20 protein-coding genes and 3 pseudogenes are annotated in these 24084 nt (G+C 61.7%); 12 read left to right on the top strand and 11 right to left on the bottom strand.

Annotated features, from left to right (window positions below; all coding sequences use genetic code 11):
- The first annotated feature begins 4 nt into the window (after positions 1 to 4).
- The 4 genes and pseudogenes from AC0L3O_RS24625 to AC0L3O_RS24610 all read left to right on the top strand — a co-directional run bounded on the left by AC0L3O_RS24625 (position 5) and on the right by AC0L3O_RS24610 (position 2742).
- Positions 5 to 874 (top strand): NAD(P)-dependent oxidoreductase, encoded by an 870-nt coding sequence (locus AC0L3O_RS24625; RefSeq protein ID WP_473616907.1) that lies wholly within the window; start codon positions 5 to 7, stop codon positions 872 to 874.
- An 8-nt stretch (positions 875 to 882) separates the two neighbouring features.
- Positions 883 to 1584, top strand: a pseudogene (locus AC0L3O_RS24620) (DNA alkylation repair protein).
- On the top strand, positions 1547 to 2125 hold the full coding sequence (locus tag AC0L3O_RS24615) for a GNAT family N-acetyltransferase (protein WP_473616866.1): 579 nt from the start codon (positions 1547 to 1549) through the stop codon (positions 2123 to 2125). Before AC0L3O_RS24620 ends, AC0L3O_RS24615 begins: the two are co-directional and overlap by 38 nt.
- 47 nt (positions 2126 to 2172) lie before the next feature.
- Positions 2173 to 2742: a DUF3299 domain-containing protein gene (locus AC0L3O_RS24610; protein WP_473616905.1), complete on the top strand. Its 570-nt coding sequence runs from the start codon at positions 2173 to 2175 to the stop codon at positions 2740 to 2742.
- Between the two features lie 11 nt (positions 2743 to 2753).
- Here the strand turns inward: AC0L3O_RS24610 and AC0L3O_RS24605 are convergent, their stop codons facing one another.
- The 4 genes from AC0L3O_RS24605 to AC0L3O_RS24590 form a co-directional block, all read right to left on the bottom strand.
- The gene (locus AC0L3O_RS24605; RefSeq protein ID WP_006333679.1) at positions 2754 to 3245 is read right to left on the bottom strand and encodes an Lrp/AsnC family transcriptional regulator; all 492 of its coding nucleotides are present in this window, start codon (positions 3243 to 3245) and stop codon (positions 2754 to 2756) included.
- A gap of 120 nt (positions 3246 to 3365) precedes the next feature.
- On the bottom strand, positions 3366 to 4058 hold the full coding sequence (locus AC0L3O_RS24600) for a uracil-DNA glycosylase family protein (RefSeq protein WP_473616904.1): 693 nt from the start codon (positions 4056 to 4058) through the stop codon (positions 3366 to 3368).
- Positions 3998 to 4609, bottom strand: coding sequence for a glutathione S-transferase (locus AC0L3O_RS24595; protein ID WP_473616864.1), 612 nt, complete (start codon positions 4607 to 4609; stop codon positions 3998 to 4000). The genes AC0L3O_RS24600 and AC0L3O_RS24595 overlap by 61 nt, the downstream gene beginning before the upstream one ends.
- On the bottom strand, positions 4606 to 5298 hold the full coding sequence (locus AC0L3O_RS24590; RefSeq protein WP_473616863.1) for a thermonuclease family protein: 693 nt from the start codon (positions 5296 to 5298) through the stop codon (positions 4606 to 4608). The genes AC0L3O_RS24595 and AC0L3O_RS24590 overlap by 4 nt, the downstream gene beginning before the upstream one ends.
- A gap of 150 nt (positions 5299 to 5448) precedes the next feature.
- Here AC0L3O_RS24590 and AC0L3O_RS24585 point away from each other — a divergent pair, with 150 nt between their 5' ends.
- The gene (locus AC0L3O_RS24585; RefSeq protein ID WP_023801874.1) at positions 5449 to 6969 is read left to right on the top strand and encodes a sensor histidine kinase; all 1521 of its coding nucleotides are present in this window, start codon (positions 5449 to 5451) and stop codon (positions 6967 to 6969) included.
- A gap of 72 nt (positions 6970 to 7041) precedes the next feature.
- On the opposite strand, the gene AC0L3O_RS24580 is transcribed toward AC0L3O_RS24585, so the two are convergent.
- Positions 7042 to 8037 (bottom strand): nicotinate-nucleotide--dimethylbenzimidazole phosphoribosyltransferase, encoded by a 996-nt coding sequence (locus AC0L3O_RS24580; protein ID WP_023801875.1) that lies wholly within the window; start codon positions 8035 to 8037, stop codon positions 7042 to 7044.
- A 181-nt stretch (positions 8038 to 8218) separates the two neighbouring features.
- Between AC0L3O_RS24580 and AC0L3O_RS24575 the strand changes: the two genes are divergently transcribed.
- Both AC0L3O_RS24575 and AC0L3O_RS24570 read left to right on the top strand, forming a co-directional pair.
- Positions 8219 to 8452, top strand: a complete 234-nt coding sequence (locus AC0L3O_RS24575; RefSeq protein ID WP_027151770.1) for a DUF1289 domain-containing protein — start codon at positions 8219 to 8221, stop codon at positions 8450 to 8452.
- Between the two features lie 7 nt (positions 8453 to 8459).
- A complete protein-coding gene (locus AC0L3O_RS24570) occupies positions 8460 to 9164 on the top strand; it encodes a TIGR02281 family clan AA aspartic protease (protein ID WP_473616861.1) in 705 nt (234 codons plus the stop codon).
- Positions 9165 to 9185: 21 nt separating this feature from the next.
- Here the strand turns inward: AC0L3O_RS24570 and AC0L3O_RS24565 are convergent, their stop codons facing one another.
- Complete coding sequence (locus tag AC0L3O_RS24565) at positions 9186 to 9524, bottom strand: hypothetical protein (protein ID WP_473616860.1); 339 nt, start codon at positions 9522 to 9524, stop codon at positions 9186 to 9188.
- A 94-nt stretch (positions 9525 to 9618) separates the two neighbouring features.
- Here AC0L3O_RS24565 and AC0L3O_RS24560 point away from each other — a divergent pair, with 94 nt between their 5' ends.
- A complete protein-coding gene (locus tag AC0L3O_RS24560) occupies positions 9619 to 11808 on the top strand; it encodes an adenylate/guanylate cyclase domain-containing protein (RefSeq protein ID WP_287234122.1) in 2190 nt (729 codons plus the stop codon).
- A 138-nt stretch (positions 11809 to 11946) separates the two neighbouring features.
- Here the strand turns inward: AC0L3O_RS24560 and AC0L3O_RS24555 are convergent, their stop codons facing one another.
- The 3 genes and pseudogenes from AC0L3O_RS24555 to AC0L3O_RS24545 all read right to left on the bottom strand — a co-directional run bounded on the left by AC0L3O_RS24555 (position 11947) and on the right by AC0L3O_RS24545 (position 18137).
- Positions 11947 to 13545: an ABC transporter substrate-binding protein gene (locus AC0L3O_RS24555; RefSeq protein WP_473536572.1), complete on the bottom strand. Its 1599-nt coding sequence runs from the start codon at positions 13543 to 13545 to the stop codon at positions 11947 to 11949.
- A 561-nt stretch (positions 13546 to 14106) separates the two neighbouring features.
- A complete protein-coding gene (gene dusA / locus AC0L3O_RS24550; protein WP_473536573.1) occupies positions 14107 to 15102 on the bottom strand; it encodes a tRNA dihydrouridine(20/20a) synthase DusA in 996 nt (331 codons plus the stop codon).
- 187 nt (positions 15103 to 15289) lie between these two features.
- A pseudogene (locus AC0L3O_RS24545) lies at positions 15290 to 18137 on the bottom strand (ATP-binding protein).
- Positions 18138 to 18336: 199 nt separating this feature from the next.
- Here AC0L3O_RS24545 and AC0L3O_RS24540 point away from each other — a divergent pair.
- The 4 genes and pseudogenes from AC0L3O_RS24540 to AC0L3O_RS24525 all read left to right on the top strand — a co-directional run bounded on the left by AC0L3O_RS24540 (position 18337) and on the right by AC0L3O_RS24525 (position 21399).
- Positions 18337 to 19612 (top strand): annotated as a pseudogene (locus AC0L3O_RS24540) (epoxide hydrolase family protein).
- Positions 19613 to 19644: 32 nt separating this feature from the next.
- A complete protein-coding gene (locus tag AC0L3O_RS24535) occupies positions 19645 to 20061 on the top strand; it encodes an organic hydroperoxide resistance protein (RefSeq protein WP_473616859.1) in 417 nt (138 codons plus the stop codon).
- A gap of 74 nt (positions 20062 to 20135) precedes the next feature.
- Complete coding sequence (locus AC0L3O_RS24530) at positions 20136 to 21179, top strand: alpha/beta fold hydrolase (RefSeq protein ID WP_287260415.1); 1044 nt, start codon at positions 20136 to 20138, stop codon at positions 21177 to 21179.
- A 19-nt stretch (positions 21180 to 21198) separates the two neighbouring features.
- Positions 21199 to 21399, top strand: a complete 201-nt coding sequence (locus AC0L3O_RS24525) for a hypothetical protein (protein ID WP_473536575.1) — start codon at positions 21199 to 21201, stop codon at positions 21397 to 21399.
- Here the strand turns inward: AC0L3O_RS24525 and AC0L3O_RS24520 are convergent.
- Both AC0L3O_RS24520 and AC0L3O_RS24515 read right to left on the bottom strand, forming a co-directional pair.
- The gene (locus tag AC0L3O_RS24520; protein WP_473536597.1) at positions 21383 to 22711 is read right to left on the bottom strand and encodes an aspartate aminotransferase family protein; all 1329 of its coding nucleotides are present in this window, start codon (positions 22709 to 22711) and stop codon (positions 21383 to 21385) included. The two genes, AC0L3O_RS24525 and AC0L3O_RS24520, sit on opposite strands and share 17 nt — an antisense overlap.
- 87 nt (positions 22712 to 22798) lie before the next feature.
- On the bottom strand, positions 22799 to 23968 hold the full coding sequence (locus AC0L3O_RS24515; RefSeq protein ID WP_473536576.1) for a phosphotransferase enzyme family protein: 1170 nt from the start codon (positions 23966 to 23968) through the stop codon (positions 22799 to 22801).
- Between the last annotated feature and the right edge of the window lie 116 nt (positions 23969 to 24084).

Raw genomic sequence — 24084 nt, 5'->3', positions numbered from 1 at the left:
AAACATGGCATCGGTGGCATTTCTCGGTCTTGGCGTCATGGGCTATCCAATGGCCGGACATCTCAGGAACAAGGGCGGCCACGACGTTACCGTCTACAACCGCACCAAAGCAAAGGCCGAGCAATGGGTTGCCCAGTATGGCGGCGGTGTTGCCAACACGCCGGCTGAGGCCGCCGACGGCAAGGACTTTGTCTTTTGCTGCGTTGGCAATGACGATGATTTGCGCGCGGTGACGATTGGAGCCGAGGGTGCGTTCCAGTCGATGAAGAAGGGAGCCATCTTCATCGACAACACCACGGCCTCGGCTGAAGTCGCGCGCGAACTGGCGGAGAAGGCGCAAGTTCGCGGTTTTTCGTTCCTCGACGCACCGGTCTCCGGCGGTCAGGCCGGCGCCGAAAACGGCATCCTGACCGTCATGGTCGGCGGCGAACAGAAAGCCTTCGAGCAGGCGAAGCCTGTCATCGATGCCTATGCCCGCATGGTCGGGCTGATGGGCCCGGCCGGCTCGGGCCAACTCACCAAGATGATCAACCAGATCTGCATTGCCGGCCTTGTCCAAGGGCTGGCCGAAGGTATTCATTTCGGAAAGAAGGCTGGGCTCGACATCGAAAAGGTCATCGAGGTGATCTCCAAGGGCGCGGCCGGCTCATGGCAGATGGAGAACCGCCACAAGACGATGAATGCCGGCAAATATGATTTCGGATTCGCCGTCGACTGGATGCGCAAGGATCTCGGCATCTGCCTGGCGGAGGCCGACCGCAACGGCGCCAAGCTGCCGGTGACGGCACTTGTCGACCAGTTCTACAAGGATGTGCAGGGCATGGGCGGCAAACGCTGGGACACGTCTTCGCTGCTGGCGCGATTGGAGAAGTAGGTTTTGTCGTGGCCGAGCTTTCGCCTCAATCCAGCGCCGAGGAGATTGTCGCCCATCTGCGCTCGATCGGCTCGCAGGAGAACCGCCTTGGCATGCTGCGCTACGGCATCAAGATCGAACGTGCGCTCGGAATCTCGCATGGCGTGCAGAGGCAGATTGCCAAGAAAATCAAGCGCAACCATGAGCGTGCCTTCGAACTATGGGAGTCGGGCATCATGGAAGCGCAGTTCATCGCTTCCGTCACAGCCGATCCGAAGCGGTTTTCTGCTGCGGATGCAAGACGATGGGCGGCGACTTTCGACTCGTGGGATATCGTCGACGGCGTCTCCGATCTCTTTGTCGATACGGATTGCTGGAAGGAGCTGATATAAGAGTTCGCGGCCGACGAACGCGAGTTCGTTCGACGCACGGCCTTTGCCATGATGGCCTGGTCGGTCGTCCACCGGAAGAAGGAGCCAGAGACGACCTTCCTCGACTTCCTGCCGATCATCGAAGCGCACGCCAGCGATGCCCGTAATTTTGTGAAGAAGGCAGTGAACTGGGCGCTTCGCTCTATCGGCAAGCGGTCGCTGAATTTGCACGGCGCTGCCCTTGCCCTGGCACAGAAGCTGGCCGGATCGACCGACAAGACGGCGCGCTGGATCGGCAAGGACGCTGCACGGGAGCTTTCCGATGCCAAGACGCTCGAGCGGCTCGCCAAGAAAGGCTGACCGGAGCCAAATCCGCTTTACTGAGGTGACGCGATCGACGCGCGCCGATTTCGAAAACCTGTTCGAGCAGGCGGGCGGCCCGAAATATTGCTGGTGCATGGCCTGGCGCCACCTCGAAAACCGCGAGCACGCGTCCAACGATGAGCGGAGACGGGCCATGATGGCGCTCATCGAAGCCGGCACGCCGGTCGGTATCGTTGCCCATGCCGAAGGCAACACCGTCGGCTGGTGCTCCGTGGCGCCACGCGAGACCTATCGCAAGCTGTCGCAGGCGCAGGACGACAGCGAGGCGGGTGTATGGTCGATCGTCTGCTTCTATGTGCCGAGGGCGTCGCGCGGCCTTGGACTGGCAAGCGCCCTGCTCGACGCAGCCATCGATCACGCCTTCGCCAAAGGCGCCAGGACCATCGAGGCCTATCCGGTCGATCAGGCATCACCGAGTTACCGTTTCATGGGCTTTCGAGAGATGTTCGTGGCCCGCGGATTTCACGAGATCGGCATGGCCGGCTCGCGCCGGCATGTGATGCGGCTCGAACGTTGACGCTGTCGGCGACGGCAGCTTTACTCCTGTCAAATGGAGAGCACACGGTGAGCAATCGTTTCAAATCGACAGCGGCGCTGGCGGCCGTGCTGAGTTCCATAGTGGCGGGCAGCGCTTCCGCCGAAACCGCGCGCATATTCTGGAAGGACCTGCGCCCGGCGACCCAACCCGCTGCCGAAAGTGTCGGATTGCCGATGGGCGCGGCAAAAATGCCTGACCGCGGCGAGACGCTGTCTGTCAATTTGCGAGACAAGGCCGTCCAACTGGCGGGCTACGCGCTGCCGCTCGATCGGGACGGCGATCTAGTCTATCAGTTCCTGCTGGTGCCGTGGACAGGTGCGTGCAGCCACATGCCGACGCCGCCGCCCAATCAGATCGTCCTCGTCACGCCCGCCCGCCCCTACAGGATGTCGCAAGCCTATCAGCCGGTTGCCGTGACCGGCGCGCTGGAGCCGGGCATGGAGAAAAGTCAGCTGTTCATCCTCGACGGTGTCAGCGTGATCCAGTCGGGTTACACCGTGCGCAAGGCGGAGGTGACGGATGTCGATGGTGTGCCGGACACGATCACGCTGCCGGCAAACTCGCCGTGGAGTTTCCTCAACAAAAAGAAGAACTAAGCAACAACTCCTCAGGCAGCGTTGGCGCCCGATTCCTTGTCCAGGACCATGTAGTCGAGCGGCATTTCGGTCGTGTATTTGATCTGCTCCATGGCAAACGACGACGAGACGTCGCGGATCTCGATCTTGGCGATCAGCCGCTTGTAGAAGGCGTCGTAAGCAGCGATGTCGGGCACCACCACGCGCAAGAGATAGTCGACGTCGCCGCTCATCCGGTAGAACTCGACCACTTCCGGAAATTCCTGGATGACCTCCGAAAAGCGGCGCAGCCACTCATGGCTGTGCGAATTGGTGCGGATCGACACGAACACGGTGACGCGCACATTGACCTTTTCATGATCGAGGATGGCGACGCGCCGCTTGATGACGCCTTCCTCCTCGAGCTTCTGGATGCGCCGCCAGCAGGGCGTGGTCGACAGTCCGACTTTCTTGGCGACATCGGCGACCGCGAGCGTCGCGTCCTCCTGCAAGAGGCGGAGGATTTTTCTGTCAAGGCGGTCCATTTGGGTGCTCCCACGGGGATAGATCAGGAATAGATTGGCTATAGTCCTTCTTATTTGGGCCATTCACAAGAAAGAAATTCTGTCAGATGGCGCAAAAGCGAGTGATTTCTTGCTTACGGGTCAGCCGAGGCGATAGCGGATTTCTGATCTCAGAAACGGCAGCAAATCCATTTCAAACCACGGATTGCGCTTCAGCCAGCCGGTGTTGCGCCACGACGGATGCGGTAGCGGCAGCACTTTCGGGATGGTGGGCGCATCCCAGATGGTGCGCCAATCCATCACCGTCTCCGTCAGCGAGGGCCGGCGCGCGGCGCCCATGTGCCAGGATTGCGCATAGAGGCCGATCGTCAGCACCAGGTCGATATGCGGCATCAGCGCCATCAGCGGCGCACGCCAGGCCGCTGCACATTCGCGGCGCGGCGGCAGGTCGCCGCCCTTGGCATCCTGGCCGGGAAAGCAAAAGCCCATCGGCACGATGGCGAATTTTGTCGTGTCGTAGAATTCTTCGCTGCTGACGCCCAGCCAGTCCCGCAACCGATCGCCGGAGGCGTCGGTGAACGGCGTGCCTGACATATGCACCTTGGTGCCCGGTGCCTGGCTGGCAATCAGGATACGGGCGCTCGACGACGGCCTGAGCACAGGGCGCGGCTCATGCGGCAGCGGCTGGCCGACCGGGTTTTCGACGCAGATTCGGCAGGCGCGCACCCTCGCCGCGAAGTTTTCCAGGTCTCGATCATGCCTGGGGCTCATCCTCAGGCCGAGGCGCTCGGCCGGCTGGAGATCGCCTGATGCCAGCGCAGCACGTTGACACAGTCTTCCGGCACCTTGATGCGCGCCGGCTTCATGAAGTCGATGGCAATCAGCCCGGTGATGTCGGCGATCGAATAGGCGTCGCCGGCGACGAATTCGCGGTTCGCCAGTTCGTCGTCGAGGAGTTTCAGGAATTCAACGGCTTTCAGCTTGTTGGCCTCGCCCCATTCGGGGATTTGCGGAATTTCCCATTCCTTCATCGCCGGATGGACGTGGCGGAACGCGGCGCTGACGCAGTTGAGCAAGTTGAGCTCCATCCGTCTTTGCCACATCTCGACCAGCGCCTTGCCGAGCGCGCCGCGGCCGAACAACGCCGGTTCCGGGTGCAGTTCCTCGAAATAGCGGCAGATGGCGACGGATTCGGTGATGACGGTGCCGTCGTCGAGTTCGAGCACCGGCAGGCGCTGCAGCGGGTTGCGCGAACTGACCGGCTGCTCTCTGTGCTCCAGTGCGCCCATGTCGACGGGCACCAGCGGAACCTCAAGCCCCTTTTCAGCGAGGAAGACGCGAACCCGCCGTGGATTGGGCGCCCGGCCGCCGTCGAAGAGTTTCATCCCATCCTCCTTTCGCACCGGCCCGACAACCGGAATCGATTGCCGGAAAGCACGACGCGAAGATCCAAAAATCTCAGCGCATGGCTTGTGCGTCCGACTGGACGCACGTCGCTCTGTTGCAACACTATAGGATTGACCATCACCAGAAGCGAAAAATTTCTCGTAAGCCATCGCCGATCGAAGCCAAGCGACCGTGCTTTCTTTCGACCACTTCGTGATCGCGGCTCTCGCGCCAATCGTGCGGCTCGTCGAAAGTGCCGGCCCAGATGCCGGCCTTGCCTGATCGGGCAGCGGCCTCCTCGGTTTTCGAAATCGCCATAGGCAACTGCCCAGCCGGCCTCGACCTGGGCGCGGTTGAAATCCTTGCCGCCGGCGTTGCAATCGCCGAGCAGCCGGCGGTATCGATCGCGCTGCCAGCCGGTGCAGGAGACGGGTTTGCCTGATATCAGACGTACCAGCGACTGCCGCGCCAGCTTGCCGCAGGGATAGTCGGCGCCGTCCTTGCGGCAGATCTGCGAATATTCTGGCGCATCAATGCCGCGCATGCGGATGCGCTCGGTACCGAGCGTGATCGTATCGCCGTCATTGACGACGGCGGCACCCTCAGCCTTGCGCGTCTCGATCCGATCAAGGCGCGCCGCCAGAAGGATAAGCAGACCGAGGACAAGCACGGCCAGTGCATAGTCCACCAGCCGGCGCCAAAGGCTTCGCGGCTGCGGCGGGACGTATCGCAGTCCCGGCCGCCGCGACCACGAACGGCTCATATGGCAAACCGTTGGTTAATCATTCGAACGTAGCTTAACAATTTGAAAGCGCTGCCCGCATAAATTGAAGTCTCCATGCCCTCGCAACGTTCGACCACAGCGGACAAGTTTATTGTGGACCGCCGGAAACCCCATCGCAACAGCGATGTGGCGCGCGCGGTGCGCAAGACGCGCGACCGTCTTTCGCAGCAGGCCGGAAATCCTGATTTCGACCGCGAGCTGTTGAAACTGCACGCCCGTGCGATGATAGGCGGCGCGATCATAGTTCCGCTTCTCGTCCTGGCGACCGCCGCGACCGGTCTGTTCGCTGGCGTCGGAAAGGCAATTGGCGTCTGGGCGCTTCTTATACTCATCTGCTACGCCATCGTCGTGTTCATGGCGAGGCGCGTCGACCGAACGGAAGCTGCCGAACTCAACCCGCTGCAAACGCACCGTGATTTCCTGATAGGCCATTTCCTTTGCGGCCTGGGCTGGGCCTGGTTTGCCTGGCTCGGTTGCGACGCTTGCCAGGTCGACCAGTTCCAGTTGATCAAGGCGGTGGTGCTGCTGCTTGCCATGGCGGCGACGGCGATCACAGCGTCATCGTTGCGCGGTGCGTTGCTGGCGACTTTCGCCGTTCCGGTGGCCGCCTATGCCTATGCCGGCGCCAGGCAGTGGATGCCGGTCGAGTTGATCATGGCCGGGTTGCTGATTGTCTCGCTGCCCTTCTTCGCCTATGTGGCGCGCCGCCTCAATCGCTCGTCCTTGATGCTGCTCTCGTTCCGCTCCGAAAAGGACGCGCTGATTGCCGAATTGGACACGGCTAAATCGATGTCGGACGAAGCGCGCCGACGGGCGGAGGACGCCAACCTGGCAAAGTCGCGGTTTTTGGCCTCGATGAGTCATGAGTTGCGGACGCCGCTCAACGCCATTCTCGGTTTCTCCGAGGTGATGGCGAACGAAGTGCTCGGACCGATGAGCAATCCGACCTATCGCGACTATGCTCGCGACGTCCATGACTCTGGCCAGCACCTGCTCGACCTGATCAACGAAATCCTCGACCTGTCGCGCATCGAAGCGGGCCGCTACCAGCTCAACGAAGAGCCGATGATGCTGCTTTCCGTCGTCGAGGATTGCTGTCACATGATGGAGCTGAAGGCGCGCAACAAGGACATCCGCATCGTCCAGGATTTCGAAAACGCCTTGCCGCGCCTGTTCGCTGACGAACGCGCGGTGCGCCAGATCGCGCTCAATCTTTTGTCGAACGCCATCAAGTTCACCGGAACTGGCGGCGAGATCCGCGTGCGCGTCGGCTGGACGGCGGGCGGCGGCCAATACCTCTCCGTCAAAGACAATGGGCCCGGCATTCCGGAAGACGAGATTCCGGTCGTGCTGTCCGCCTTCGGCCAGGGCTCCATCGCCATCAAGAGCGCTGAGCAAGGCACCGGGCTTGGCCTGCCGATCGTCCAAAGCCTGCTCGCCATGCATGGCGGCGAGTTCGAACTCCATTCCAAACTGCGCGAAGGCACCGAGGCGATCGCCATCTTTCCGTTGAGCCGGGTGATGGAGGAATTGCCGGCGCTGCCGACCAGGGCCGTTGCTGCGCGCCGGCGATAGACGCTTAATGCATGTCGCCGCAAAACAACAACCTGAAGCGCGTCGCATGAGGCGGGTCGAACGCGACGCGCTTTAATGCAGCGCCGCTGCCATGCCCGAGGCGGTGAGCGCAGCGGCTTTGACCAGGCCGGCCGCAAGTGCCGCCCCTGCCCCCTCGCCGTGGCTGACGCCGAGATCAAGCAGCGGGCGCAAGCCGAGCCGCTCGGCGGCCCGAGCATGCGCAGGCTCTGGCGACAGGCTGGCAAGCAGGCAATGATCGAGCGCAGTGGCGTCGGCGGCATGCAGCGCCGCCGCAGCGGCTGTCGCCACCAACCCATCGAGCAGGACGGGGATCTTCTGCGTCCGGGCGGCGAGGATGGCGCCGGCAATCGCTGCGAACTCACGGCCGCCAACCCGGCGCAACGCTTCCAGCGGGTCCCTGAGACCTGTGCCGTGGAAGGCTAGCGCGGCATCGACCACTTCCGCCTTGCGCACCCGTATCGATGCATCGGCGCCCGATCCGGATCCGACCCAATCTGCGCCACTGCCGCCGAACAGTGCGGCAAGCAAGGCCGCGGCGACGGTGGAATTGCCGACGCCGAGGTCGCCAAGGCAAAGCAGATCGGCGCCGCCGGCGATCGCCTCCATGCCGAAGGCCATGGTGGCGGCACAGCCGCGTTCGTCAAGTGCCGCCTCCTCGGTGATGTCGGCGGTTGGAATGTGCAGCGCAAGATCGAACACTTTCAGCCCGAGATTATTGGCGATGCAGATCTGGTTGATCGCCGCACCCCCGGCCGCGCAAAGCTCGACGGCGTTCGCCGTGGCAGCGACGGGCCGTGGCGAAATGCCGTGGCGAGCGACGCCGTGATTGCCGGCGAAGATCGCCACCAGAGGCCGGTTCACTGCCGGCGGCGCGCGGCCGCTCCAGGCGGCCAGCCAGGCCGCGATGTCCTCGATGCGGCCGAGCGAACCCTTGGGTTTGTCGGCCGTGGCAAACAGCGCACGGACGCGGGCTTCGGCTGCCGCGTCGGCCTGCGGCAGGGTCGCCAGAAGATTGCGAAAATCGTCGAAGGGCAGCGCGCTGGTCATGTCGTCGATGATCGTTCCCGGGGTTGGTGAGCGGCATAGCCGCCTTGCTCGGCCGGCACAACTGCCTGCATTGACGCGAACGCGGCTGCCGGCGGCGCATTCCGGAGGTCTTGCATTGGCCTTGCCGTTACACCATGTGGAAGCGAGACAAGGGATTCCTTGGGAATCCTGAGAGATAAACATGACGGCCATCGAATCCCCATGCGTCCTGGTCTGTTCGATCGATATGAAAACCGGCTTCTGCTTCGGCTGCGGCCGTACGCGCGAGGAAATCGGCGCCTGGATCGAGATGACCCCTGAAATCCGCCGCAGCGTGATGGCCGAGCTGCCGGCCCGGCTGGAAACGGTTGAACGCAGACCGCGCCGCGAAACCCGCCGCACCCGCCTCGCGCGCGAACGCGACGCTCTCTCGTGAGCCACATATGAACCGGGTTTTCTGGGTTTTGATGATCCTGATCGGGGTAGGCGTTGTCCTGCTCATGCTCAATGATCCCGCCGGCAGCACATTCGGCGTCGAGAATTACGATTTCAGCCGGCTGATCTGGCTTGCCGCACTGGTTGCACTCATCGCCGCCGGCTTACTCAGATCAGGCAGACCCTTGGGCACGATGGCCCGCAGCATGGGCGCCTGGGCCGTCATCGTGCTCGCACTGATCGCCGGCTACCAGTATCGTTATGAATTGCAGGATTTCGCCAGCCGGGTAACGGCCGGCCTTGTTCCCGGCAGTCCGCTGGCGTTGAGCCTTGAGGACGGCCACGCCACGGTGACCCTGGACAAGGCCGGCAATGGCCATTTTGAAGCACGAATCATGGTCAACGGCACGCCGGTCCGGGCCGTGGTCGATACCGGCGCAACCAGCACCGTGCTGACCGCGCAGGACGCGCAAGCGGCCGGCTTCAATCCAGCCGCTCTCAATTTCACCATCCCGGTTTCGACCGCCAACGGCATGGCGCGCGCCGCCGTCGTGAGAACCGACGAATTGGCGATCGGCGGGATCGTGCGCAAGGACATGCCGGTCATGATCGCCGCGCCCGGCATGCTCGGCCAGAGCCTGCTCGGCATGAACTTCATCGGCTCATTGTCCGGATTCGACGTGCGCGGCGACCGCATGATCTTGCGCGATTGAACAGTCAGGCCACTGCGCCGCTCAGTGAGCGTTAAGCATCTCGACCGCTTGATCAAACCGGCCGTCCCGCTCCGCCCAGCGCAGGAAGCCCACGCACTCCACCAGGATCTCCTTCGGCGTCGGCTCCCGGCTGAACAACGCCATCGCTTCGTCGACAAACGCATCGAGCGGCATGTAGTCGTCGCGCCTCGACTGGCCGGGCGTGAGTTCAGTGCGAACCGCTGGCAGCGCAAGCTCGATCACTTCGACCTTGCCCCTGAGTTGCTCGCGCAACGACACCGTACAGGAATGGATCGCCGCCTTGGTGGCATTGTAGGTCGGCGGCGTGCCACTCGGCGGCACGCGATCTGGGAACTTCAAGGCAAATCGTGACCCAAAGCCGACGAGAGCAGGACTAGGCTCCGAAGCGATACTCTTTTATCATGGAAACAGTTGCCCAGCGCCGGAAACTACCATGGAGCGCAGGCTTGCGGCGATACTTGCCGCTGACATCGTTGGCTACAGCCGCCTTATGGAAGCCGATGAGGCGGATACCCTCGCGCGCCTGAAGAGCACCCGCGAGAACCTGATCGATCCGAAGATCGCCGCTCATAAGGGGCGCATCGTGAAGCTCATGGGCGACGGCGCGCTCATAGAATTCTCCAGCGTGGTCGACGCGGTCGGTTGCGCCGTCGAAATCCAGCGGACGATGGCGGAGTGCAACGCCGAACTGCCGAAGGAAAAACAACTCGAATTCCGCATTGGCGTAAACCTTGGCGATGTGATTGTCGAAGGGCAGGATATCTATGGCGACGGCGTGAATGTCGCAGCGAGACTGGAAGGATTGGCCGAACCCGGGGGCGTCCTTATTTCAGGAACGGCGTTCGATCAGGTCGAGAGAAAGCTGGATTTTGAGTTCGAATTCTTGGGTGAACAAAAGCTCAAGAACATCGAAAAACCTATTCGTCTGTATCGGGCAGGCCCGCGGGCACGCGCCGCATCCGGAACAGTTCCAGCAAAACGCAAGCGCTATATCGAATGGCGCCGGCCGGCGGTCGCGGCGACGGCGCTGATCCTGATCGCCGGAGGTGTAGCACTTTGGAAGGTCGTTGGGGACGGTTCAGGACCGCCGGTCGAGGTGGCCTCCAGGGAAAGAATGGCGCTCCCGCTACCTGACAAGCCATCGATCGCTGTATTGCCATTCACCAACATCTCGAGCGACGCCGGCCAGGAGCACTTCGCCGACGGCATGACCGATGACTTGATCACCGACCTTTCCAAGCTTTCCGGCCTTTTCGTGATCGCGCGAAACTCGACATTCGTTTACCGCGGCAAGCCGGTAAAAATCAGCCAGGTCGCCGAAGAACTTGGCGTGCGTTACGTTCTCGAGGGAAGCGTACGGCGAGCCGGCGAGCAGGTGCGAGTCAACGCCCAGCTCATCGATGCCCTCACCGGCGGGCATGTGTGGGCGGACAGGTTCGATGGAAACGTCGCCGATATTTTTGCGGTCCAGGACATTTTTGTCGCAAAGATCGTCGAAGCGTTGAAGGTCAATCTCACCACCACCGAAAAAACGGAAATTGCCCGCGCCAAGCCGGACAATATCGCAGCCAAGGAAGCTTTCGAAGAGGGTTGGAGCCTTTATCTCCGTTACAACGCAAAGGACACAGCTGCCGCCATCACTTCCTTGAAAAAAGCAACCGAACTTGATCCCGAATATGGGCGAGCTTATGCCGCCCTGGCGCTGGCCTACTTCCGCGTCGTTGACTCACTCTGGGGTAAAGAACTCGGTAGGGACGAACCATATTTCTGGTGGGGAGCTCACGATTACGTAGAGCTGGCCAAGAAATATCCAACGTCACTGTCTTATACGGTCGAGGCATTGCGGAACGTTTATCAAGGTCTGGCCAAAGATGCACGCAGGAATGCCGGTCGAGCGATTGCATTGGATCCCAACGACCCCGAAGCACACATCGCAATGGCTTGGGCGCTGACGATCTCAGGCGAACCTGCCGAGGCGCTGAATTTCGTCGCGACCGCCATGCGGCTCAACCCGACCTATCCAAGCCACTACGTTCTCGCTCGTGGATTGGCGCTTTTTGCAATGGGCGATCTGAAACAAGCGGCGGAGGTGTTCGGAGACGGCGTCAGGCGAAACCCAGACGCAACTGCGCTCTTTCTACCACTCAGTTCCGTGCTGGCGCAGCTCGGGCGCCGGGAAGAAGCCAGGCAAATGCTCCTGAAGTTCCGACCGGGTGCAGACCAGAAAGGGCTCGAAAATCTTCCCGACACCTATATCTTCTCGTTCCAATGGGATTATGAACACGCAGGCGTGCGGGAGCGCCTGTATGATGGTCTCCGTATCGCTGCGCTGCCGCTGGCCATCACCGTTACGAGCCTGGAAACAGAGCTTGAGACCGGCAATCCCTTTTCCCAGCAATATGCGGCAGAGCGACTGGGCTGGTTTGGACCAGCGGCAGCACAAGCCGTTCCGGCTCTGGTTGAAGCGCTTAAGGTTGAATATCTCCGCCGGGATGCCATCGAGGCGCTGGGAAAGATCGGGCCTCCGGCACGAGCTGCGATACCTGCGCTCGTGGCACTCCAGAATGAAGCTCTAATTGGCATTCACGCAAAGGACGCACTGTCCAAAATCAGAGGCAATTGATCGACCCTGGACGCGCGCCCGGGATTTCCGCTTGTGGTCCAACGCGGACCTGCTGCGATGTCCGCTCGGGAGCCGCTGGTGGGGGCAAGGAGACATTAGACGCGTCCAGTCCGCCATCCCAGTTTATGAGTAGACGGCCTAGGCGAACCACCAGCGTTCGGCGATCTTAAGCCCGTCCATCGGCCAGTTCGACGCCACCTCGCCATGGGCGAGAGCCTTGGTGTGGGCATCGACATAGGAGTTGAAGACGACATTAATGAGCCCGCCGTCGTCATGCAGCAATTGCTGCATTTCGGCATACATGCCGGCACGCTTGGTATCGTCGGTCTCCGAGCGGGCGGCGACGAGCAGCTCATTAAAGCGCGGATTTTTCCAAGACGTTTCGTTCCACACCGCTTCCGCCGCATAGGCGATGGTGAACATCCAGTCGCACGTCGGCCGGCCGGCCCAGTAAGAGGCGTAGAACGGCTTCTTGAACCAGACATTGTCCCAGTAGCCTTCATTGGGCTCCCTGATCACATTCAGGTTGAGCCCGGCCGCCCGGGCATGCTCCTGCCACAGGAGAGCCGAGTCGGTCGCACCCGTGAACCCGGCATCCGCGACCGACAGGTCGAACTGGGTGTTCTCGGCCCCCGCCTTCTTGAGAAGGCTCTTGACTATATCGGGGTCGTAGACATGCTTCGGCTGCGGATCGATCGCGAACTTGACGGTCGGTGCGACCGGATTGTCGTTGCCGACGGCGCCGTGGCCGAGAAACACCTTCCGCACGATCTCGTCGCGATTGAGCGAGTACTTGATCGCATTGCGCACATCGGGATTGTCGAAGGGCGCCTTCTGGACGTTCATGACATAAACGTAGTGGCCGTAGCCCGTCGTCTCCGAGATCACGAGATCGGGGTTCTGCCTCAGGATGTCGAGCGTCTTCAGATCGCAGCGATCCATGTAGTGGACCTCGCCGGTGTTGAGCGCGTTGGTGCGCGCCTTCACATCGTTGATCGCCAGGCATTCGACACGGTCGAACCAGCCCTTGTCGGGTTTGAAGTAGCTCGGGTTCTTGTTGAAGGTGGCGATGACGCCGGGCTCGAATTTCTCGAGCATGTAGGGGCCGGTGCGGATGCCCGACTCCCAGTCGACGCCGCCCTCTTTCGCCGGCATGACCGGGATGTCCGACATGATGTAGGGGAAGTCGGCATTGCCGCCGTCGAGTTCGAACACCACCGTCTCGGCACCGTCGGCGACGACATTCTTGACCGAAGCCAAGAGCGATTTCATCACCGATTTCGTGCCCTTGACGTTATGGTGCCTGACAGAGGCCACGACATCGTCGGCGGTAACCGTCTTGCCATTGTGAAAGGTGGCTTCTTTCCTCAGTTTGAACACCCACTTCTTGGCGCCGTCTGACGGCTCAAAGCTCTCGGCGAGGTCGGGGACCACGTTGCCCTTGGAATCGATCTCGGTTAGGCCATTCGACAAGGTTCCGAATAGCGCGGTGCCGGTGAACGGGTTGACGCTGGTACTACCCGGGTCCAGTGAATCGGTGGCGGCGGCATCGCCGATTCCGATCTTCAAGGTGCCGCCCTTCTTGGGCTCGGCGCGCACCGCCTGGACGAACATCGCATTGGCGGCCGTGGCGGTAAGGCCGGCGGCGAACGCCAGCTGAACAAAGTCGCGACGCGAAACGCTGCCTTTCGCGGCAAGCTTGGCGGCCAACTTCAGTTTCGTTGCAAATTCCGTCACAGATGCTCTCTCCCTCGAACGGGAAGATCATGCGAGACCCTCGGCGGCCCGAGAGACTTTAGGACGATAGCACAACAGGCATTCCCGAGCTAACGAGGAACCTCCGGCAGTGCACGGTCGGACTCGTGTCCTCTCGCTTGCTCCCGCGTGGACTTGGGCCCTCGCCCGGGGCGGGTGGATCGGTCGATATCCAGTTCGTTGGCTGCGACGGAAAGATTGCCAACCTGTATTTCGAATACACATGGCTGGAGTTGCTGGGTCCGCCTCTATCACCCCGCACGCAAATTTTAGATCGCACATGGGTATTCTCGGAGCCGAAGCTGATGAATGGACATGAGGACGTCCAATGTCCGCTCTTCCAAAGCTGCCCTGGAATCGCTTTCGCTAATGTCCGTTTCTGGCGCTACTTGCCCGTTCAGGTGGCCGCTACAGTTGATTGCGAGCGACCTTGGGCAGTCTTTCGAAACGAACGCCCAACAGAATCGTCATTTGTTCTCGCTCAGCGTTGTTTGGCGTACCTTCAACGCGACGCCCTCCACATGATCTTGCGCGACTGGACAGTCAGGCTGCTTCGGCGTCCGTCCCGCTAAAATCGACTGCAGCGAAAGCCGCCTTCAGCACATCCGGTCCGGCGCCGGGCCTTGTCGCATCGGTCGAAAGGATCTGCCGGTAGCGGCGCGCGCCAGGCAGGCCGTGGAACAGGCCGACCATGTGACGGGTGACATGGCCAAGCCGCCCGCCCCGCTCGATATGGCGTGCCGCATAATCCGCCATCGCATCGATCAGCGCGGCAAAATCGAACGTTTTGGACCTGTCGCCGTAAAACGCCGCATCGACGCCTGCCAGAATGCCCGGCGTATGATAGGCGGCGCGGCCGAGCATGGCGCCGTCGACATGATCAATGTGGTCAAGCGCCTCTTCAAGGGATTGAATGCCGCCGTTGATGCCGATGAATTTGTTTGGATTTTTGGCCTTCAGCCGATACACCCTGTTGTAGTCGAGCGGCGGGATGTCGCGGTTTTCCTTCGGGCTCAGCCCTTCCAGCCACGCCTTGCGGGCATGCACCCACAGCGCGTCGGCGCCGGCCGCGAAAACCCCGTCCGCCAACGTATCGAGCGCCGGCTCGGGATCCTGCTCGTCGACGCCGATGCGGCATTTGACGGTAACCGGAATGCTGACAGAAGCCTTCATCGCCGCGACGCAATCGGCGACCAGAACCGGTGCTTTCATCAGGCAGGCGCCGAACGTACCCGACTGGACGCGATCGGACGGGCAGCCGACATTGAGGTTGATCTCGTCATAGCCGAAGACTTCGCCGATGCGGGCCGCCTCGGCAAGCTTCTGCGGATCGGAGCCGCCGAGCTGCAACGCGACCGGATGTTCCGTACCATCGAAGCCGAGCAAGCGCTCGCGCTCGCCATGGATGACCGCGTCGGCGACGACCATCTCGGTGTAGAGCAAGGCCCGGCGCGTCAACTGGCGATGCAGGAACCGGCAATGCCGGTCCGTCCAGTCCATCATGGGCGCTATGGCGAATTTTCTATATTTTTCAATCATTTACACACAGATTTTAAACCACGAGATTGGACGGACACTGCCGGCCTCTATGATATGTGACTCATTTCATTCTTTTTTCAAAGCGTAACCATCAATGTCACTTCACACCGCTTTTCTGCTCATGACACAATATAATGGTAGGGCCACCATTCCGCTCGATGAGGTCCGTCGCGATTGCCGAGCCAGACTAACTGTGCGTCGCGAGCAGACGTGCAGCTGACTTCAGATCAGCAGTATCCAAACCCTCAACGAAGCGCTCGAACCGCGGCTGGAGATGCGCCCGGGCGGTTTCGTGTTGTCTGCGATCGATCAGAAGGGTAGCCAGGTCGACCGCGGCGCGCAGCTCCCACCCCCACGCGCCCCAACCCTGGCTCATTTCGAGTGACCGGCTGAAGTAGGTTTCAGTCTCGTCGCCAGACTGCACTGACGCCAAAACAAGGCAGCCCTTCACGCGCAGCAACTCCGGCATATAGCAGAGATCTCCGTTTGCCTCGACCGACAGGATCGTGTCGTCGAGCAGTGCGAGGGCCTCCGCGAGCCGGCCCGTGGCGGCAAGGCCTTGAACGAGCGCGACGTTGAGCGGAGTGGTGAGCAGTTCGTAGGGTGCTGCGTGGAGCTCCGCGAGACTGCCTTGCAGGCTCTCGATTCCCTTTTCCGCATCGCCTCGACGAATGGCCAGTTCTCCCTTGAGGCCTCGTCCTAGCGCCAGATACGGTCCGAGCGAGTGGGGTTCCGCACGCAAGCAGAGACGGTCTATATGCTCGTCCGCGCGGTCGAGATCGCCGACCCAAAGGAACACGGAAACGGCCCAGACAAGAGCGATCGAAAGCGTCAGCGGATGGTTCAGGATCTCGGCGTCCTTGATCGTCAGCAGCGCGCGTTCCACCGCCCGATCCGGATGGCCTTGCAGCCAAAGCGTTCTTGCCAGGATCGCGCCGGCCAGGATTCTCCCGTCGAAGCCGAGATAGTTGGTCGTGGTCCGACCGGAACGCGGCCCGTATCGCAATGCTGCCGCAAGCGAGGTCTGGGCGCGAGCTAGTTCTCCATTGAGGTGAAGCGATATTCCCATCAACGAATGCGCCAATGTCGTGGAGACGGAGTCTTCCAGCGCGTCGGCAATGACGGTGCAACGCTCCGCGTAGCGGAGCGCGGTCCTGAAATCTCCCGTACGCAAATGGAACATCTGCAGCGGCCCGAGAACCTGAATCTGGTCGAGCGCATCGCTGCGCTGCTCGGCAATGGAGAAGCTTCTGTTCAGCGCCACGCGCGCTGCGTCCCTTCCCCCGTGCGTGAACATCAGGGAAACTCCAAGGGCCGGCTGAAGGTGCATCTCCTCGCGTCCGCTGCGCATGGAGTCGTCGAGAGCGAAAATTGCCCGGGAGCTCCAGCGATGGCACTCGGTGAGCAAGGACATCGACAGGAAAAGCGGAGCAGCGGCGGCGGCAAGACGAATGCCGAGCCTGGCATCCCCGTTGGATCCGAAACACCAATCCAGAGCCCCACGCACATTGGCAAGGCCCGCGAGGTGCAGTGATCGTTGCGACGCGCTCGACAACGTAGGCCACTCATTCCCCGTGTCCTCCAGCCATCGCAGACAGTAGGTCGCGTGCCGGGCGGCCAGTTCCGTGAGTTCCGCATCCTGGACCTCGAACTGAAGGGCGTAAGCCCGCGTCGTATCGAGCAGTCGATAGCGCATCGTTGCACCGGCTGGCCTCGCCGCGACCATCGACTTCGCCACGAGGCTATCGATGGCGCTGAATACGAGCGCATCGTCCACGGTCGGGCTCGTTACTATTGTCAGCGCGGCATCGATCGAAAAAAGACCGACGAAAACGGCAAGCCGGCGAAGCACCAGGCGCTCGAATTCGGACAGAAGCCCGAAGCTCCAGTCCAGAGTAGCCTGAAGTGTCTTCTGGCGCGGCGGTGCGCTGCGCTGCCCCGGCCACATGAGGGCCAGGCGTTCGTCGAGAAGCATCGCGGTCTTCTGCAGGCCGTAGCTCGCAACCCGTCCTGCTGCCAGTTCGATGGCAAGTGGTACGCCATCAAGCTTCCGGCAGATGTGCGCCACGACCCCCGCATCCGAATCGTCGAGGTCAAGACGAGCACCGCTCGCTGCTGCGCGCTCCAAGAACAGCTCGGTCGCAGGGAACGCCTGCGCGACTGCCGCGGTGGGTTCCAGATCGTCCGGCGGGTAAGCAAGCGGCGCCAGCTTGTAGACGTGCTCGCCTTCGACCTGGAGAGCCTCCCGGCTCGTCGCCAGGATGTGGGCCTGCGGCGCGGAAGCGAAGATACGGGCGGCCAGGTCTGCCGCCGCGTCTATGACATGCTCGCAGGTATCCAGGATCAGGAGGATTCTCTTGTCAGCCAGGTATGTGATGAGAGCGGACGTGGCGTCGTCAGACTGAAGCGACAAGCCCAGCATCGAGGCTACAGTCGGCGCAACCAGGTTGGGATCATTCAGCGCGCCAAGATCGACGAAATGCACAGCGCCGGCAAACGCATCGACGACGTGATGCCCGGCCGCCACTGCAACGGTGGTCTTGCCGACCCCACCCGTGCCGACGATCGTGACGAAGCGCGCGGCCGCCAGCTCCGCGGAAAGCGCGGCCGTGTCGTCGGTTCGCCCAACCATGCGAGCTAGTCGGCTCGGGAGGTTGGCCTGCGGGTAGCTGGCGGCAGCCTCGCTTCGCGCATCGTTGCGACCACCCGATCGCGAGACCGGCGCCACGAAGCAATAGCCCCGGCCCTTCAAGGTAGCGATGTAGCGCGCGCCGTCCTTGCCGTCGCCCAACGCCTTTCTGAGATTGGCCATATGAAACCGCAGACTACCCTCCTCGACGGTGACGTCGGGCCAGACGTTCGCCAATAAATCCCTCTTGCTGATCACCCTCGTTGGAGCGGGCAGCCAAAGTAGCCAGGATATCGAAAGCGCGCCCGCCCAGATCGACGGTGGTGCCTTGCCGCAAGAGCAGCCGTTCGCGGACGGCAAGCGTAAAGGGACCAAATGATATCGTGTCGGCTGCAGGCCCTGTCATGACACTCCCTTCGCAGCCTGCTCATGCAGGCGACCACTCACCTATGAGAACAACAAAAGTGGGGGCTTCGCTGCAAGCCTGCATTCGCCGACGAGCGCTAACGTTGCATCATAATGCATAACGGGCGCTTCGGGCGATCTCCTTCTATGTGTCGAAAGCAGCAAGAACCTCTCTGCCGACGGACCCAAGGAAAACGACCATGCCCGCATCATCGCCATCGCTCACGCGACGAAGCCTGCTTGCCGCATCAGCGGCCACAGGCGCCTTGAGCCTGCTTCCAGCAATGGCGCGCGCGAGCGTCGATAGTGAAGCCGTCCGTCCCTTCCGCGCCGGCATTCCGGAGGAGGCAATCGTCGATCTCCGCCGACGTCTGGCAACGACGCGCTGGCCCTTGCGGGAAACAGTTACGGATCAGTCCCAAGGCGTGCAGCTCGCAAAGCTCCAGGATCTCCTTCGATACTGGATGACCGATTACAACTGGCGGAAGGTCGAGGCGAAGCTCAACGCTCTGCCTATGTTCGTCACCGAAATCGACGGCCTCGCTATCCACTTCATCCACGTCCGGTCCCGCCATGAGAATGCTATGCCGATGATCATGACGCATGGCTGGCCCGGCTCGATCTTGGAATTCATGAAGGTCGTCGGTCCGCTGACAGATCCCACGGCCCATGGCGGCGCGGCGGAAGACGCATTCCATCTCGTCGTGCCGTCGATACCTGGCTTCGGCTTCTCCGGGAAACCGACGGAGGCTGGCTGGGGCTCAGACCATATCGGCCGTGCCTGGGGCGTGCTGATGAGGCGGCTGGGTTACGACCGCTACGTCTCGCAGGGTGGCGACTGCGGTTCGGTCATCTCCCATCGCATGGCGCTGCAGAAGGTGCCTGGGCTCATTGGCATACACGTCAACATGCCGGGGACCGTGCCGCCGGAAATTGCATCGGTGCTGGCGGCCGGCGGGCCGACGCCGAGCGGACTGACCGAGAAGGAAAGTGCGGCATTCGATGCGCTCGACACCTTCTACAAGGACAGTTCCGGCTATGCCGCCATGATGGTGACGCGGCCACAGACCATCGGCTACTCCCTGGTGGATTCACCTGTGGGTCTTGCCGCCTGGATCTACGAAAAGTTCGCGCAGTGGACCTATAGCGGTGGCGACCCCCGAGCGGGTTCTGACCAAGGACGAGATGCTCGACGACATCTCGCTCTACTGGCTCACTGAATCCGGAACCTCCGCGGCGCAGATCTACTGGGAAGACCACTCCAACAATTTCAATGCCGTGGACATTGCCGATCTTCCGGTCGCCGTGACGGTATTCCCCGGCGAAATCTACTGCGCGCCGCGAAGCTGGGCCGAGCGCTGCTACCACAACCTCATCTATTTCCATGAGGCCAAGGCCGGCGGGCATTTCGCTGCCTGGGAACAGCCGGAAATCTTCACGCAGGAGGTCCGTGCAGCTTTCAGATCGCTGCGCTGATCGAAGATCCGATGTCATACAGGATGCATGCCATGACTACCCAAGCAAAACGACTCTACACAGCGAAGGTGCACACAACGGGCGGCCGGGAGGGCGGCTCACGCAGTTCCGACGGCAGGCTGGACATCAGGCTCTCGACGCCCGGCGGCGCGGGCAGCGGCACCAATCCCGAACAGCCTTTTGCTGCCGGTTGGTCGGCATGTTTCGAGGGCGCGATGGCGATCGCCGCGCGCAAAATGAACGTCGTGCTGCCAGCAGACCTTTCGATCGATGCGGAGGTTGATCTCAACAGCGGCGACGGCGCCTTCTTTCTCAGCGCCCGGCTCAATGTGAGCCTGCCAGGGATGGATCGCAACGACGCCCGGGCCGTTGTCGATGCTGCTCATCAGACCTGTCCCTACTCGAAGGCCACGCGCGGCAACATCGAAGTCGAAATTAACCTGATCTAGTCCCTCGGTTTCGGCACTGCCGCGACTGCCCTGGAAACATGAACAAAGGTAGTAGTCCCATGAACGCAATCAAAATTCCGGAAGTCGTCGACCATCATCGCCGACGCCTGTTCGGCATCGCGGCCGCGACCGTGGCGTTGGCTCAGTTAGGAGCGGTCCGAACCTCCACTGCTCAGGGCGGGACGCAGACGACATTAGCCGGCGGGACACGATCGCGAAACTCATTCGCATCGCTGAAGCAGATCGAGGCTGGTCTGCTCACCGTCGGGTATGCCGAGGACGGCCCGGCGGATGGGCCACCCGTCATACTGCTGCACGGCTGGCCCTACGACATCTACAGCTATGTCGATGTCGCGCCGCTGCTTGCAGGAGCCGGCTATCGGGTCATCATGCCCTATCTGCGCGGCTACGGCACGACGCGGTTCCTGTCGGATGCCACTCTTCGCAACGGCCAGCAGGCTGCGCTGGCGGTCGATATCATCGACCTGATGGATGCCCTGGGCGTCGAAAAAGCGATCGTCGCCGGCTACGACTGGGGCGCGAGGACGGCAAATATCCTTGCCGCGCTCTGGCCGGAGCGCTGCAAGGCCATGGTTTCGGTCAGCGGCTATCTAATCGGCAGCCAGGCGGCCAACAAGGCGCCGCTACCGCCACAGGCCGAACTGCAATGGTGGTATCAGTTCTATTTCGCGACCGATCGTGGCCGTGCCGGCTATGCGCAATACACGGACGACTTCGCCAAACTGATCTGGCGGCTCGCCTCGCCGCGCTGGAACTTCGACGATGCGACCTTCGCCAGAAGCGCCGCTGCGTTCAAAAACCCCGACCACGTCGACATCGTCGTCCACAACTACCGTTGGCGGCTCGGCCTTGCTGAAGGCGAGCGCCGCTATGACGAACTGGAGGAAAAGCTTGCCAAGCGCCCGGAGATCGACGTGCCAACGATCACGCTGGAGGGCGACGCGAATGGTGCGCCACATCCCGATCCCGACGCCTATGCGAAGAAATTCTCCGGCAAGTACGAGCATCGGCTGATCACCGGCGGCATCGGGCATGACCTGCCGCAGGAGGCGCCTGATGCCTTCGCCACGGCCATCATCGATGTCGACAAGTTCTGAACGCGGACGGAGCGAGCGCATGAGACGCAATCTTGCAATTGCAGCCGTCATCGCCGTGTCGATCGCTTTCGCTATCGGCTGCGTTGAGATCGACAGCGTTCGAGCTAAGAACGCGGAAGCCTCGCCGATCTATGGCGTGACGATCCCGGTCGGTTACCGCAGCTGGCAACCAGGACCTGGCCACCTGGTCGCAGGCATGCGGTCTAGCCTGCGATCTTGATGAGCGCCCGCTCCATGGCTGCAAGGAAGATGTCGACATGCTCGGCCTGGCAAACGAGCGGCGGGCGCACTTTGAGCGAATCCTCGTTGGCCCCTGTCGTGCTGACAAGGACGCCGTCGTCGCGCAGTGCGTTCACGACATCCAGCGCCATTGCCCGCCGGCTTGCCGCCGGGGCACCCTCACGCCCGATGTCGATGCCAAAGAACAGACCGGCGTTTCGGATAGCGCGAACTCCATATGGCTGCTGTGCGATTTTCTCCAGCCCGGCTCGGAGGCGCTGGCTCATGGCAAGCGCTTTCTGGGGGATCTGGTCGCGCTGCAGGATCGCCAGCACGGCGTCGGCGGTCGCTATGCCAACCGTATTTCCGGCGAACGTGTTGGAGTAGCGAGCGGTTGCGCCAAATTGCTCCATCGGTGCTTTGCGACCAACGACCGCGCCAATTGGAAATCCGTTGCCCATCGGCTTGCCGAGGGTAGCGAGATCGGGAACGATCCCGTGCCGTTCAAAGCCCCACATATGAGCGCCGGTTCGCCCAAAACCCGGCTGAACCTCGTCGGCGATGACGAGACCACCTGCCTCCCGCACCGCCGCAACTCCGCCGGCGATGAAGCCGGGGGGATCGACCCATACGCCATCGCTGGAAAAAATACTGTCGATGAGCAGGGCCGCAACGCCGATGCCACGACGGTTCAGATCTACGATGGCCGCGCGTACTTGCGCCTCAAAAAAGTCCGCAGCCTGGGCTTCCGGCACACCCTCCGGCCCCGGCAGGGAAACCATGCGCACGAATGGGCTGAGCTTGACGGCGTCGCCCAGGTTCGGGGAAACCGCGGCGACAGCCGCGCTGGTGCCGTGATAGGCGTAGCTCGAGACGATCACGCCTTCATTGCCGCTCGCAAATCGCGCGATACGCAGGGCCAGATCGTTGGATTCACTTCCCGTGCAGGTAAAAACCACCCGGTCGAGCTCGCTTGGGAAAGTGTCGACCAGTCGCTCGGCATAGTCGACAAGTTTTGGCTCGAGATAGCGCGTGTTGGCGCTTATCCGGCCCGCCTGCTCAGCCATTGTGGCGTTTACTTCAGGGTGGCAATGGCCGAGCGACGGCACGTTGTTGTAGAAATCAAGATAGGCATGCCCGTCAGGGTCGTAGAGCCACATGCCTTCGCCGCGAACGAAGTGCACAGGCCGGCGGTACTGGAGCCGATAGGAGGCCCCAAGTACTTCGTCACGGCGAGCAATTAGCTCGGACTCGCGCCTCGGAAGGTCGGATTCGCCGGGCCTGTAGCGATTAGGCATGAGATCTGTGGACATGTGCTGCTGCCTATCTGAAAGAGTTACCTTGATCATTTCGCGGTTCGTCTTTGGGTTAGCGTGCCGGTCGAGGCAAACCGAAATGCGTTAGGGCTGAAACGACGACATTGCCGCCAGGACGGCCGCCTCGCCCGATGCGACACCAAGAGGCGCCAGGATGGACAGTCCGTGCTCGGCACGCGCGACATTCTTTTTGATGTACTGGGCATCGGCCGGAAAAAGGTGGGACCGCCAGTAGTTGACCAGGATCAATGCGCTTTGTCGCGCCCGCATCAGTCCGACGAGCAGTTTTGCTTCCAGTGCCGAAAGTGCAATGACAGAGGCATAGCCGGCAATCAGATGCTCGGCTCCACCCAAAGGAAGTGTCGAATCCCCTACGACGTGACTTGCTGCGATCGCCAGGTCCTGGATCCTGGGGCTCCAGCAGCCGTCGCCGAAATCGATGAAACCCATTCCCTGGCCGGTCACCATCATGTTGAATGGGCTGGGATCATTATGCGTTACCTGCCACGCCACATCAGAGAGTTGCGGCTCAACGAACTCCGCATACTCCGCCATCGCGACGCGTACGCTATTGGCAATGCTCCCGGATGGCAGGTAATGCTCCAGTTCCATCAACCTCGACCAGCAACCGACATGCCAAAGAACGGGACGGCGAGCCGCCGGCACACTGACCAGCTCAAGAGCCAGGTCTAGCCGGGCGAGAGCACTGCCGGTTCGAAAAAGCAGGTCGGGAGTTGGTGTCGCCTGGTGCAGCGGAATGCCCTCGATCCGGGTCTGCAAGTACCCGCATGTCCCCTCTTGCTCAAACATCAATGCGCCGCTGGTCGTGCGGAGCACTTCGGGTGCAACGAAGCCCGTGAACCCTTGCAATCCGGCCATGGCGGCGGTTTGAAAACGAAAGCTGTCGACCGCCTCCGCTGTTGCCGACGTCTTCAGGATCAACCGGCGGCCATCCGGCAGGTTGACCTCAACGGTGCGCTCAACCTCGGAGGACAATGTCGCGATCGATCCCGTCAATCCGTAGTGGCGCTTCAGTAGTGCCGCCGACATGTCCGGTTCGGAAGCGCCCGGCCGCATCGCCAGGCTTGCAGCGGCAGCGCGAAAATAGGCTTCGGTTGAAGCTGCCGCGTTAGGCAGATGGTCGCATCCTGCCGTCATAGAGCCATTGAGCTGACCAGCTTCTTCATCGGGGACCAGATCACCATAAGCACCCAATTCGAAAGATCCTCGCCTGTTGAGACGGTTGTTCTTCATGCTTCGACAGATGGAGCGCTCCAGCGATGACGCCCCGCAGGTCTATTTCTCGCGGTATTTCAGACGGCGCCGCTGGCCGCCCTCGCAAAATGGGCGCAGTGCTCTGCGGGTCTCCG

The organism is Mesorhizobium sp. WSM4810 (genome assembly GCF_055811235.1).
The sequence above is the reverse complement of the archived record's forward strand: the minus strand, read 5'-3'. Positions and strand labels throughout refer to the sequence as shown.